Raw genomic sequence first — 13,333 nt, 5'->3', positions numbered from 1 at the left:
GCCGCTGCTATCAGGGCTGAATTAGACATTTTGTTTTCAGAAGATCCATATAGTGAAACTATGCTTTTTACTTCTTCAAAAGCCTGGCTTTCATTTTACTGAAAAACTCAGGAGTTACACCAATAAAGGAAGCAATTTGCTTTTGAGGAACTTTATGAACGAGTGTTCCGTATTTAGCACAGAATTTTTCAAAACGCTCTTCTGCAGGTAAACTCAAATTGTCCATTAATCGCTGTTGGTTCGCTACCAATGAGTTTTCTATTAAAATCCTAAAAAAACGTTCTAATTTTGGAATCTCGAGAAACAGTTGCTCCTGATTTTCTTTGGATAATGAAATGACTTCGGATTCTTCTAAAACTTCTATAAAAAGCTGTCCGGGTTTTTGCGAAAAATAACTGTACATATCGCTCATCCACCAGCCTTCGCAGGCAAATGCCAGAACATGCTCCACAATATTATCGTTGATATTGAAACTTCTTAAAATGCCAGAATTTACAAAATACGAATGTTTGCAGATCTCGCCGGCATTCAGTAAAATGGTTTTAGCTTTATAAGTCTGCGTTTCTAATTTAGATAAAAAAAGAGCCTGTTCTTCCGGTGTTAACGAAACGTGTTTGGCAATGTTTTCGAGAATCAATGCCATACTATTTCTTTTCGTCTATTAATATAAATGAAGTTGCTATAAAACGATTTCCTTTTATTTCTCCCGTAACAGAAGCTTTGCGTATTGCATTACAAAATCCCTGATCTGAATGCGCATCGCCATGATCGTGAATAGTCGTTCCGTCAACGAAATAGGATTTTCCCTCAATACGAACAGCCAAATCACAACTAGTACCTTTCATACCAAATTTACATTCGCCACAAGAAGCCTCAACTATTGTAGGCTTGTCAATCTTTTTTTTACTTTGTGCCTGTGCAGCAAGTCCAACAACTAAGAATGCTGCTAATACTATATTTTTCATGTTTTAAGAATTTACGGTTACTAATTTTACAGTTGCTTTGGCTCGTTCCACGACTTCCTCAATTGGAGTTGCTAAAGTATCAGAACTCAAAACAACACCCATTCTGCGATAAGGTCTTGAAGTTGGTTTACCGAAGATTCTAAAATCGGTTTTAGGTAAAGCTGCTACTTTTTCGATTCCGGTAAATGTTGGATTTGTAGAATCTTCCGAAGCTAAAATTACGGCACTTGCACCAGCTTTTTCTAAAGTAATTTCAAAAATTGGGAGACTTAAAATGGCTCTTAAATGCAATTCGAATTCGTTGAAATTCTGCGTTCCTGCCAACGTTACCATTCCGGTATCGTGCGGACGCGGAGAAAGCTCAGAGAAATAAACACCTTCGTTCGTCAGGAAAAATTCAACACCAAAAAGCCCGGCACCGCCAAGTGCTTCGGTGATTTTTTCTGCCATATCCTGAGCTTCGTACAAATCTTTTTCTGCAACCAGAGCAGGCTGCCAGCTTTCCTGATAATCGCCTCTTTCCTGTCGGTGACCAATTGGCGCACAAAATAAAGTTGGATTATTATTTTGGGGAATCGTTAAAAGCGTAATCTCCGAATGGAAATCTACAAATGCCTCAACAATCACTTCAATAACATCTCCACGTGAACCTGCAACAGCATATTCCCAGGCTTTTAAAATATCTTCTTCTGTTTTTATTGTAGATTGCCCTTTTCCTGACGAAGACATTAAAGGTTTCACCACACACGGAATTCCCACTTCTCCAACTGCTTTTTGAAGTTCCTCGGCAGAAGTAGCATACTCATATTTGGCAGTTTTCAAACCTAATTCTTTTGCTGCTAAATCACGAATGGCTTTACGGTTCATGGTAAAGTTAGCCGCTTTCGCTGAAGGAACAACGGTAATACCTTGTTTTTCATAATCGTAAAAACGTTCGGTGCGAATGGCTTCTATTTCGGGAACGATAAAATCCGGTTTATGTTTGGCTACGATTCGGTCCAAGGCTTCGCCGTCGAGCATATTGATGACTTCAAAACCATGAGCAACCTGCATCGCCGGTGCATTTTCGTAACTGTCTACTGCAATTATGGTTTGTCCGATTCGTTGTGCTGCAATGGTAAATTCTTTGCCTAATTCACCTGAACCGAGGAGTAGTATCTTCATTTTGTTCGATTTAAAGTTTGAGTATTCTGGCTTGCTTTTATAATTATCAAACTGCTTATAAAAGTTAGAATCATTAATACAAATGATAAAAACAAAATCATTTGTATTGAAAATAAAATTTGATAAGGAATTTGTGAATGTAAAATAACAGATATTCCGTTCATGAATAATCCGATTGCATAAATTATAAAAAGAGCTATTGTAATTTTTGAACTCACTCCAAAAGAAAATTGAGAACAAGCTTTGAAATAAGTTATTTGATTTAATGAAAAGCTTAATTTTTTTGCTGTCTTCCAAAATAGAAAAACTATAAATAATGGAAATAGAATTCCCCAGAAAATTGGATTCCATGAAATACCGAAATCACATATTTGAATGCATTGGAAAATAAAATAGCTGTCTGAAAAAATTAAAAATGGAAAAAAGGAGCACACAAAAATCCCAGCAATGACTGCATACTTTTGAATGTTGTTTTTTGATTCCATTTAAATTTATTTTGAGAGTAAAGATAAATAAAATGGGATTTATTCTCACGAAGATTGTATAGATTCGGCGGATTTATTTGATTTTTAAACAAAAAACCATACAGCTTGTCATTTCGACCGAAGGGAGAAATCACACAGCCTGACGAAGGAAGAGCGAGGACTTGGAGCGGATAGCCCGACCCTTGTGGTCACGCCAAAATAAAATAATTAACTTTTATAATTGACACATTTCCAAATTATCTAATTTTCTAATTTAGAAATCGGAATATTAAACGTAATTCTCGTTCCTTCTCCCAAAATAGAATTTATAAATACACGACCGTTGATATATTGAATTCTTTCATTCATAAACAACAACCCCATTCCGGATTCACTGTTGCGTTTTTTATCTACACTGGTCTTATCAAAACCTTTTCCGTTGTCATCAACAATGATACTTAACAATGTTTCACTATGAGAAAGCTGCACAATAATATGGGTTGATTCTGCATATTTTATCGCATTATTAATTGCTTCCTGAGTCAGACGGTAAATATTTATTTCAATCAAAGAGTCTAAACGCTGGTCAAAATCGGTTTTGTTATAAAATAAAATTTCCTTTCCTGTAAGTTTAGATAGTTCCTGAGTTAATTTTGCAATTGAAGAAACTATTCCATGATCGCTTAATTCAGGCGGCATTAAATTAAAAGTTGCAGTACGGACACCTTTGATAATATCAAGTGATAATTTTTTCAGGTATTCTATTTTCTGTGCCGATTTTTCTTTGTCATCAAGATTAATACTCTCCAGGCTAAATTTTAATCCGGTCAGCATTTGCCCAATTCCGTCGTGAATTTCTTTGGCAATACGATTTTGTTCGTTTTCCTGATTTTCGACAATTTTGCTCGAAATAATCTTTTGCTGATTGATTTTTTCGGTACTGTTTTCAATGTTCAGACGTTCAACTTCGCGTTGTGCTTTTTTACGTTCAGTAATATTAAAACAAACAATTAAAAGTTCCAGTTCGTCCTTTTTAATCATTACAGGTACCATTGATAAATCCAGCCAGATGGTCTGATCTTCTCTGTTATGAATTTTAATCTCACCCTGCCAGCCACTTCGCTGCTTCTCAAAAATAATACGGTCTATATTAAGCTGTTCCTTTTCATCAATCGTTAAGATCTGTGAAAAAGTTTTATTCGACGAAAATTTGGTATAATTTAAAAGTTTTGCGAATTTTTCACCTACGTGAATGATAGATCCGTCAGGTGCAATACGGCAATAAAGCAAGGTATTTTCCATCGCATAATTCAGCGATTTCAACTCTTTTACAGAGTTTTCCTTTATCTCGCTGATTATTTCAGTATCATAAGCCAGTTTTAAGGCTTTCTTCTGAGAGGATAAAAGTCTGGCAATAAGTTTTTCAATTTTTTTGTTGGTAGGTTTGAAGATAAAAAAGAACTCCAGAATCAGGACCAGCAATGTAAACCCGAAAATCCAGTATTCAGTTTTGCGCTGTTCTGTTACTTTTTCATGTGCTTCTTTATCGTATTGAGTTACAATTTCATTCATTTTCGAAAGAAAGATTCCTTCGTTTTTTAGAATTTTCTGTACTAGCTTTTGATTGTCAGAAGCATCGTTTTTTTGCTCTAAATTTAAAAGAAACAGATTTACCGATTCCACTATAGTATTGAAACTCGGTTTTATTTCTGCATATAATTTAGACAGTGCTTCACTTTTTTCTTTAGGAAAAGCGAGGCTGTCACTACCATTTTCTAATGCATCCTGATTGATTTTCCAAAGAGACAAAACATTTCGGACATGAGCAATTTCTTTTTTTGGAGAAGCATCAGAAACAAAATTTAAAATTAAAACTTCTTTGGTAATCCTTTGACTCAACATCCTTTGTTTTCCGGAAATATTGATAATTTTAGAATCGCTAAGCTGCTGTTTTAAATTGTATTGAATTAAAAGCTGACTCAGAATAATGGTTACGGCGATAGTCCAGAGTGCAAAAAAATACAAACGTCGTAAATTTTTGAATGTAATTTTCTCTGCAACTTCCTGACTGCCTTTTTTCATTCGGATAATATTTGTTTTACATCAGAAATAGAATTCGCTTTTTAGCTCATTTCATAAAAATCACATTTATAATCCCAAAGATGCTTTTATCAAATTTAAGTTTTCTTCAGAATAATTGATTTTCAAGGCTTCCTGATGCCCTTTTTCAGACATTTTATCCCAGGTCTTTTTGATGATGTTTTTAAGTTTTTCATCATCGTGCTTTTCAACAAAAGGCTCTAAGTAATAATCCAAAAATACCAGACAAATTACATCTTCCAGTAATTGGGTTTCAGTATCTTTTTTAAGTAATTTTTTTTCAATTAAAAAGGAAACACGGTCAATAAAAGCTTGCTCATACCCTGCTCTTTCAAGAATTTCAGCAGTAGTTTTGGCATGAAATTTTTTCAGATCTTCACGCCATCTTAAATATCCCACGCGATCCATTGGGTAAGATTCGCGTGCCACTTTCCATCTGCAGATATGTTGTGCTTTTGAAGCAATCTGAACTTCTTCTGATGCTTCAGGACAAAACTGCATCAGTTTTTCATACATCCTGTTTGAGTATAAAAGCTCTTTTGGATATTCAATATTCTGATCTGTTTCTATGTTCGGATCCTGAGCGTTTTCGGCATCAATCCACTCACTTGCTTTCTGAAAAGGTGTATTCATTATTTGTTGAAAATATATTTTCAAATATACGTAATTAATCTAAAAAGCCAACGAATACTTCGTCTTCAACAATCTTAATTGGATATGTTGCAATTTTCAAATCATCATCACCATTCAGGTTGGAACCATCCACTAATGAGAATGTTTTTTTGTGCATTGGGCAGGCAATTTTAGGAATATCTTCAGCAGAACCCGTCATTCCTCTTGACAATACCATTTCCATTTTATGAGGACAGGCGTTTTGACAAGCATACCATTCATTTCGGCGTGCAAAATTAAAAATAGCGATTTGTTTATTTTTGTATTTGATGCAACCACCACGGTTAGTTGGAAAATCACTCACATTCCCGGCTTTGAACCATATTTTGGCATCACTTGGATGCACAGTTTCGTATTGGTTTAAAATTTCTTCCATTTTGGTTGTATTTATAAATCTGTGTTCTTATCCCTCCCTTTACAATCAAGAGAGTTTGATGGCGCAGTAAAAAAGAGGGTAAGAGGACAGCAAACGTTAATATATTTTAAATCTTTTTTAAACACATCGAAACATAGATTTTAATCATTGGAAAAGGAACTCCAAAAGAAAGTGGTTTCTGATACATAGCTATTTGTATAATAAAATTCTTTTTGAGTTTATAAAATCTATGTTTCTATGTGTTAAATATTAATTATGACCATGCTTTTGGCATTTTTTGATCTCTTAACGGAACAAAAGCAATGTTGTCATCTTTTTCATCTGAGTTTACAAAGTGACTGAAACGTTTCAATAATCTTGGTTTTTCAAGAGCTTGTTTCCACTCACATTCGAAAGTGTTAACCAAAGTCTGCATTTCAGCTTCTAAAGTTTCGCAAATTCCTAAACTGTCTTCGATAATTACTTCTTTTAAGTAATCTAAGCCGCCTTCAAGTTTTTCCAGCCAGGTTGATGTTCTGATTAGCGGACCAGCCGTTCTGATATAATACATTAAAAAACGGTCCATATATTTAATAACAGTTTCCTTGTCAATTTGTTCAGCCAATAAAACGGCATGTTTTGGATTGGCTCCACCGTTTCCGGCAATGTAAAGATTCCAGCCGCCTTCAACAGCAATTAAACCAAAATCTTTTCCACGGGCCTCGGCACATTCGCGAATACAAGCCGAAACTCCTCCTTTTAGTTTATGCGGAGAACGAATTCCTTTATATCTGTTTTCAAGTTCGATGGCAAAACCGGCACTGTCATCCATTCCGTAACGGCACCATGCGTTTCCAACACAGCTTTTTACAGCTCTTAATGATTTTCCATAAGCGTGACCACTTTCAAAACCATTATCAATTAATACTTTCCATATTTTTGGAAGATCATCCAAATGTGCACCAAATAAATCCACACGTTGAGCTCCTGTAATTTTGGTATACAAATCAAATTGTTTGGCTACTTCTCCAATTACAATTAATTTCTCAGCTGTGATTTCTCCTCCGGCAACCCTTGGCACTACAGAATAAGTTCCATTACGTTGAATATTTGCCAGGAATCTATCGTTGGTATCTTGTGTTGTTAAATGTTTATTAGCAGTATCATTATAAATACTGGAGAAAATAGAAGCAATTACAGGCTTACAAACCTCACATCCATCACCTTTTCCATGGTGATCAAGAACATCGTAAAAATTCTCGTATTTATTAATTTTAACTAAATCAAATAATTCCTGACGTGTATGTTGAAAGTGCTCACAAACAACATCTTTCACTTCTTTACCCATAGATTTCTGAGCCGCTTTTACCAAATCAGAAACCATTGGCTTACAACCACCACAACCAGAAGTCGCTTTGGTCAATTTTACAACATCTGAAAAACTGGAACAGGTTTCATCTAAAATAGAACAGCAGATGGCACCTTTTGTCACATTTTCACAAGAACAAATTACAGCAGTATCAGGCAAATCCATTGCTCCCACAGCTGAGCTTTCAGAACCGTCTCTTGATCCTAAAATCAAATCTTCAGGATTTTTAGGCAAAGCCATTCCATTGTTGTAAATCTGGAAAAGTGAATTATAATCACTTGAATCACCCACTAAAATTCCACCTAATAATGTTTTAGAATCTTTAGTTACATTGATTCTTTTATAAACTCCGGATAATTTATTTTCATAAATAATAGCGGTTACCTCGTCATTTTCGATAAAAGGATCTCCAAAACTTGCCACTTCAACACCAATTAATTTTAATTGTGTCGACATGTCGATGGTTTCTCTCATGGTTTTCGAACCATTTAAGATTTGCTCTGCAGCAACATCGGCCATTTCATATCCAGGAGCTACAAGACCATAAATATTTTGATTATAAAGAGCCACCTCACCGATAGCAAAAATAGAAGGATCTGATGTTTGCATTTGATTGTTTACCACAACTCCACCTCGCAAACCAACTTCAAGTCCCGAAACTCTAGCCAGTTCATCACGCGGTTTAATTCCGGCAGAAATAACCAACATGTCTACTTTTAACAATTCATCATCGGCAAACATCATTCCCGTTATACATTCTTTTCCATCAATATATTGGGTCGCTTTATTAAGATGTATCCCAATATTGAGCTCCTCGATTTTAGACTGCAACATATCACTTGCTCCTTTATCCAATTGTCTTGGCATCAAACGCGGAGCAAACTCTACTACATGAGGATTTAATCCTAAGTCACGAACTGCTTTTGCTGCCTCAAGACCTAATAAGCCTCCGCCTAAAACAGCTGCTTCACTGCAACCCTTTTGTTTTATTTTTTTAGCATACCCCATAATTGCATCCAAATCCTCAATGGTTCGGTATACAAAAACACCTTCTTTTTCTACTCCATCAATTGGAGGAACAAAAGCTGACGATCCGGTTGCAAGTACTAGATAATCGTATTTATGCGTTTTTTCTAAATGCGTATGAATCGTTTTTTCTTCTCTGTTAATATCTGTAATTAATTCAGAAGTATTTAAAGTAATATTATTTTCTGAGTACCATTCTGTTGTTGATAATGATAAATCATCAGCTGTTTTCCCTCCAAAGTATTCACTTAAGTGAACACGATCATAAGCACGTCTCGGCTCTTCTCCAAATACGGTAATCTGATAATTCTCCTGCCCAGATTTTGCTATAAATTTTTCACAGAATTTATAACCTACCATTCCGTTTCCAACTACTATTACTTTAATCATGATTTCTTTAATTAAGTATTACTACGCAAATATAAGTATTTATACTTACACAAAATACTTATTTACGTAAATTTTTTATTAATTAGAATTTTTCTAAATACGTATTTTATCGTAATACTAATAAGTACAAGCACCTCAAACGCTAAGTCGTTGTTAACAAACTTCTTTATCTGTACTATTTTCCTTAAATTTAAGTATGCCATATTCGTTATTATCCTAACAGAGAACCTGAAAACCGTTTCTAATTCTAAAATATCTGACATGAAAAAATACTTAATATTACTCATTATAGCTTCTTTAGCATGTAACTGCAAATCTAAAAGTTCTATAAATTCGAACGCTAAAGAAACAAATAGCAATACCCACTCAGAGAACAAATCTGAAGACAATACAATTTATTTTAAAGCAACAGGAAATGAACCTTTCTGGGAATTGAAAATCGGAAAAGAGCAAATTATTTTTACGTCTTTGATTAAAGGAAATGAAAGTACTGTTTTTTCAACAGTGAAACCAAGCAGAGCGATGGACGCCAATTTAAAAACATATAATGTAAAAAACGAAAAGTCAAGTGCCGTAATTTCTATTCAGCAAATTGAATGTCAAAATTCGATGTCCGGTTTAATTTCACCTTATAAAGTTTCAATAGAAATTAAAAACAATACAGATTCTAATGCTCAAAAAATAGATGGGTGCGGAAAATACATTACAGATTACCGCTTGCACGACATCTGGGTTTTGGAAGAATTAAACGGATATAAAGTTTTTATCAGCGATTTTCAAAAAGAACTTCCCCGAATCGAGATTCATGCAGAAGAAAACAGATTTATGGGATTTGGCGGCTGTAACTCAATTAACGGAAGTTTATTTTTCGAAAAAGACCTGCTGAGATTTAACAATATAACCTCTACTTTAATGGCTTGCCCGGAAAACAATAAAGAAGATCAATTTGTAAAAGCACTTCAAAGCACCACCACTTATTCCATTAAAGATAACCGATTAACTCTTTCTAATCCATCAGGAAAACTTTTGATTTTCAAGAAAGTAGATTAAAAACAAAAACCCAAATCATCAAACTGATAATTTGGGTTTCAATATATTTTTAAACTCAATTATTTATTCAAAAATTCTAAAACAGAATCTGTTATAAATTTAATTTGCTCATCATCAAGTTCGGTATGCATTGGCAACGCAATTACTTCTTTTACCAATTGGTTCGTTACAGGAAACTGCTCTTCTTTATATCTTGAATCTACATAAGCTTTTTGAGAGTGCAACGGAATTGGATAATAAATCGCACATGGAATTCCTTTATCCAGTAAATGCTGCATCAATGTATTTCTATCTGCACCAATAATCCTTAAAACATATTGATGAAATACGTGATCATTTTCATTTGAATCAAATTCTGGCGTAATAATACTTTTATTTCCTTCAAAAGCAGCATTATATTTAGAAGCAGCCAAACGTCTTGCTGCATTGTACTCATCTAAAAGAGGCAATTTTGCATTCAAAACTCCAGCCTGAATACTATCTAAACGTGAATTAACCCCAACAACATCATGATGATAACGCTCATACATTCCGTGATTTACGATTCCGCGGATAATATGCGCCAAATTATCATCATTAGTAAAAATTGCTCCGCCGTCTCCGTAACAGCCTAAATTTTTAGACGGGAAAAATGAAGTCGCCGCAACATGTCCAATAACACCTACTTTACTTTTTGTTCCTGACTTAGAAATATAATCAGCACCAATTGCTTGTGCATTATCTTCGATTACATGTAAATTATGTTCTGCAGCAATTTCCATAATCGCATCCATATTCGCAGCACGTCCAAATAAATGTACCGGAACAATCGCTTTTGTTTTTGGCGTAATGGCGCTTTTAATAGCATCAATATCGATGTTCATATTATGTAAATCCACATCCACCAAAACAGGCGTCAACTGCAATAAAGCAATAACCTCAACAGTAGCCGCAAAAGTAAAATCTGCCGTAATAACCTCATCGCCTGGTTTTAAATCCAATCCCATCATAGCAATTTGCAAAGCATCAGTTCCATTTGCACAAGGAATAACGTGTTTTGCTCCTAAATAATCTTCAAGATTTTTCTGGAACTGATGAACCAAAGGTCCGTTTATATAAGTATTTGTATCTAAAACTTCCTGAATAGAAGCATCAACAGTAGCTTTTATCTTTTCGTATTGACTCTTTAAGTCAACCATTTGAATTTTTTTCATTTATCTTTCTTATTTAAATCTGAAGATTCGGATTTACATCAAAATCTCTAAAACGAAAAGCAAAAATAGTTATTTAATACCTTCAAACAATGAAAATAATCGAAAGAAACGTAATTTAGCACCAAAATTAAACAGATGCTTTTTCTATACAATTTAGTCGTTTTACTTACCGGTTTATTCCTTAAAATAGTAGCGCTTTTTAGCCCAAAAATTAAACTTTTTGTTGATGGCCGAAGAAATGTTTTTTCCATTTTAGAAGAAAAAATCAAACATGATGACAAAACAATCTGGTTTCACTCAGCTTCATTGGGTGAGTACGAACAAGGTCTTCCGGTAATTGAAAAAATCAAAGAAAAATACCCTTCACATAAAATCATTATTACTTTTTTTTCTCCTTCAGGTTATGAAGTCCGAAAAAACAATACTATTGCGGATGTAACTATTTACCTTCCTTTAGACACTAAAAGCAATGCAAAACAATTTTTAAAATTAGTTCATCCAGACCTGGTATTTTTTATCAAATATGAATTTTGGCTTAATTATCTGGAAGAATTGAAAAAACAAAGAACACCTGTTTATTTAATTTCCGGTATTTTTAGAGACAGCCAGATGTTCTTTAAATGGTATGGCGGATTTTACAGAAAGGCATTAAAAACTTTTACTTACTTTTTTGTTCAGAATGAAGATTCCAAAATAAAAATTGAATCGATAGGATTTCACAACGTAATTGTTTCCGGCGATACTCGTTTTGATCGTGTAAATACTATTTTAGACCGGGATAATTCGCTGGAATTTATTGAAACTTTCAAAAACAACCAACCGCTGATTGTAATTGGAAGTTCCTGGCCAAAAGACGAAACTTTATTAATTGAATACATCAATCAGGCGCCTACAACCGTAAAATTTATTATTGCCCCGCATAATATTAAGGCAGAGCAAATTGAAAATCTAAAAAATGCCATTACAAAAAAGACTGTTCTATTTTCTAAAAAAGAAAACAAAATTTTAGCTGATTATAATGTTTTCATAATAGACACAGTTGGTTTATTAACTAAAATTTACAGCTACGGAACTATCGCTTATGTTGGCGGCGGCTTTGGTAATCCCGGGATTCATAATATCTTAGAACCGGCAACCTTTGGTATCCCAATTGTTATAGGCCCCAATTATTCGAAATTTGCCGAAGCTATTGAATTAGTAAATCTTGGAGGCTGTATGGTTATTTCAAATAATGAAGAGCTAAAACAAATCTTTGACAGACTACTTACGGACATTGATTTTACTGAAGAAAAAGGAAAAATTTGCCAATCATACATTCAAAACAATAAAGGAGCAACAAATACCATTCTAAAAGTTATTTCATAAATTGACAATTTTAGGTTTTTAAACATTTGGTGTTCGTAAAAACACCTAAAACAAACCCTTATATTTTTTTTGCTAATACAGAATAATCAACCAAAAGCAATACAAACCCCAAACGAACAATCCAAAATAGCCAAATGTTTTTTGAATATTCAATAAAAAATAAAATTTACAAAAAAAATAACAATATCGCGAGTTTTGTCAGTTTTGGCATATTAATTGATAAGTAACAACATCGAGTGACGAAGGAAAATATTTTAAAAAAAAAATAAAAAAATATTTTACATATTAAAAAATTTATATCTTTGCCTCGAATTAATAATTAACCTTTTATAATAAAGTAAGATGAAAAAAGTATTTTTAAGTTTAGCTGTTGTTGCTGTTTTAACTGTTGTATCTTGTAAAAAAGCTGACGCTGCAGCTACTGAAACTGTAGATTCTACTGCAGTTACTGTTGATTCTGCTGCTGCTGTAGTTGATTCTGCTGCTGCTGTAGTTGATTCTGCTGCTACAACTGTTGATTCTGCTGCTGCAAAAGTAGAAGAAGCTGCTAAAGAAGTAAAAAAATAATTAGAACCTAAGTTCTAAAATTTTTAAAACCATCCTAGAGATGGTTTTTTTTTATGCGATAAAATCTCGTTTTATCATTTACAACAAAAAAAGCGTTTTGAAATTCACAAAACGCTTTTTTTTTATTCTTCAATCTCCTCCTCCACCGCTTCATCTTCAAAAATCGATTCACTGGAAGAAAAATCCAAAATCTCAGCTCTTGAAGCATACAAAACAATTTCTTTTATTCCTTTCTGCAAAAGCAATTCCGTAGTATATTTACGGCTTGTTGCAAAATGAATCTCACCCAACATTAACTTAAAGAAATATTTTCCTCCGGAACCTTTAAATTTCAAAAATTTAGCCTGATCAATATTTACTTTAAACTTCTCAATATCCTCTTCACATTCAAACTTCAACTCATAACTCAAACTTGTAAATATCACTTTTCCTTTCCTGGAAGTAAACACAAATTTATACTCATCGTTAAATCGCCTGCTAATTACAAAAGCCCCCATTTATAAATTTTAGATTGTTGATTTTAGACTTCTTAGATTCTTAGATTCTTAGATTCTTAGATTCTTAGATTCTTAGATTCTTAGATTCTTAGATTCTTAGATTCTTAGATTCTTAGATTCTTAGATTCTTAGATTCTTAGATTCTTAGATTCTTAG

12 protein-coding genes are annotated in these 13,333 nt (G+C 33.7%); 3 read left to right on the top strand and 9 right to left on the bottom strand.

The window, feature by feature from the left end; genetic code table 11:
- Positions 1-67: 67 nt before the first annotated feature.
- From DMB68_RS22465 to nirB, 7 genes are all read right to left on the bottom strand, one after another.
- Positions 68-643 (bottom strand): Crp/Fnr family transcriptional regulator, encoded by a 576-nt coding sequence (locus DMB68_RS22465; protein WP_110348874.1) that lies wholly within the window; start codon positions 641-643, stop codon positions 68-70.
- 1 nt (position 644) lies between these two features.
- Positions 645-965, bottom strand: a complete 321-nt coding sequence (locus DMB68_RS22460; protein WP_110348873.1) for a DUF6370 family protein — start codon at positions 963-965, stop codon at positions 645-647.
- 3 nt (positions 966-968) lie between these two features.
- Positions 969-2,129, bottom strand: a complete 1,161-nt coding sequence (gene purT / locus DMB68_RS22455) for a formate-dependent phosphoribosylglycinamide formyltransferase (RefSeq protein WP_110348872.1) — start codon at positions 2,127-2,129, stop codon at positions 969-971.
- A 725-nt stretch (positions 2,130-2,854) separates the two neighbouring features.
- Positions 2,855-4,675 (bottom strand): PAS domain-containing sensor histidine kinase, encoded by a 1,821-nt coding sequence (locus tag DMB68_RS22445; protein WP_110348870.1) that lies wholly within the window; start codon positions 4,673-4,675, stop codon positions 2,855-2,857.
- A gap of 66 nt (positions 4,676-4,741) precedes the next feature.
- Positions 4,742-5,326 carry a DUF4202 domain-containing protein gene (locus DMB68_RS22440; protein WP_110348869.1) on the bottom strand — a complete coding sequence of 195 codons (585 nt, stop codon included), beginning with the start codon at positions 5,324-5,326 and terminating at the stop codon, positions 4,742-4,744.
- Positions 5,327-5,360: 34 nt separating this feature from the next.
- A complete protein-coding gene (gene nirD, locus DMB68_RS22435) occupies positions 5,361-5,741 on the bottom strand; it encodes a nitrite reductase small subunit NirD (RefSeq protein WP_110348868.1) in 381 nt (126 codons plus the stop codon).
- 253 nt (positions 5,742-5,994) lie between these two features.
- A complete protein-coding gene (nirB, locus tag DMB68_RS22430; RefSeq protein WP_110348867.1) occupies positions 5,995-8,505 on the bottom strand; it encodes a nitrite reductase large subunit NirB in 2,511 nt (836 codons plus the stop codon).
- 261 nt (positions 8,506-8,766) lie between these two features.
- On the opposite strand from nirB, the gene DMB68_RS22420 reads away from it, so the two are divergent.
- On the top strand, positions 8,767-9,555 hold the full coding sequence (locus DMB68_RS22420; RefSeq protein ID WP_110348865.1) for an META domain-containing protein: 789 nt from the start codon (positions 8,767-8,769) through the stop codon (positions 9,553-9,555).
- Between the two features lie 59 nt (positions 9,556-9,614).
- On the opposite strand, the gene DMB68_RS22415 is transcribed toward DMB68_RS22420, so the two are convergent.
- Entirely contained in the window at positions 9,615-10,748 is a 1,134-nt protein-coding gene (locus DMB68_RS22415; protein ID WP_110348864.1) for a DegT/DnrJ/EryC1/StrS family aminotransferase, read from the bottom strand.
- 135 nt (positions 10,749-10,883) lie between these two features.
- Here DMB68_RS22415 and DMB68_RS22410 point away from each other — a divergent pair, with 135 nt between their 5' ends.
- Positions 10,884-12,113, top strand: coding sequence for a 3-deoxy-D-manno-octulosonic acid transferase (locus tag DMB68_RS22410; RefSeq protein WP_110348863.1), 1,230 nt, complete (start codon positions 10,884-10,886; stop codon positions 12,111-12,113).
- Positions 12,114-12,455: 342 nt separating this feature from the next.
- The gene (locus DMB68_RS22405; RefSeq protein WP_110348862.1) at positions 12,456-12,680 is read left to right on the top strand and encodes a PG1828 family lipoprotein; all 225 of its coding nucleotides are present in this window, start codon (positions 12,456-12,458) and stop codon (positions 12,678-12,680) included.
- A 122-nt stretch (positions 12,681-12,802) separates the two neighbouring features.
- Here DMB68_RS22405 and DMB68_RS22400 read toward each other — a convergent pair whose 3' ends face one another.
- Entirely contained in the window at positions 12,803-13,177 is a 375-nt protein-coding gene (locus tag DMB68_RS22400) for a DUF1508 domain-containing protein (RefSeq protein WP_110348861.1), read from the bottom strand.
- Positions 13,178-13,333: the final 156 nt, after the last annotated feature.

Source organism: Flavobacterium hydrophilum (assembly GCF_003202405.1).
Taxonomy (GTDB): domain Bacteria; phylum Bacteroidota; class Bacteroidia; order Flavobacteriales; family Flavobacteriaceae; genus Flavobacterium; species Flavobacterium hydrophilum.
This window is presented reverse-complemented; position numbering and strand designations above follow the sequence as displayed.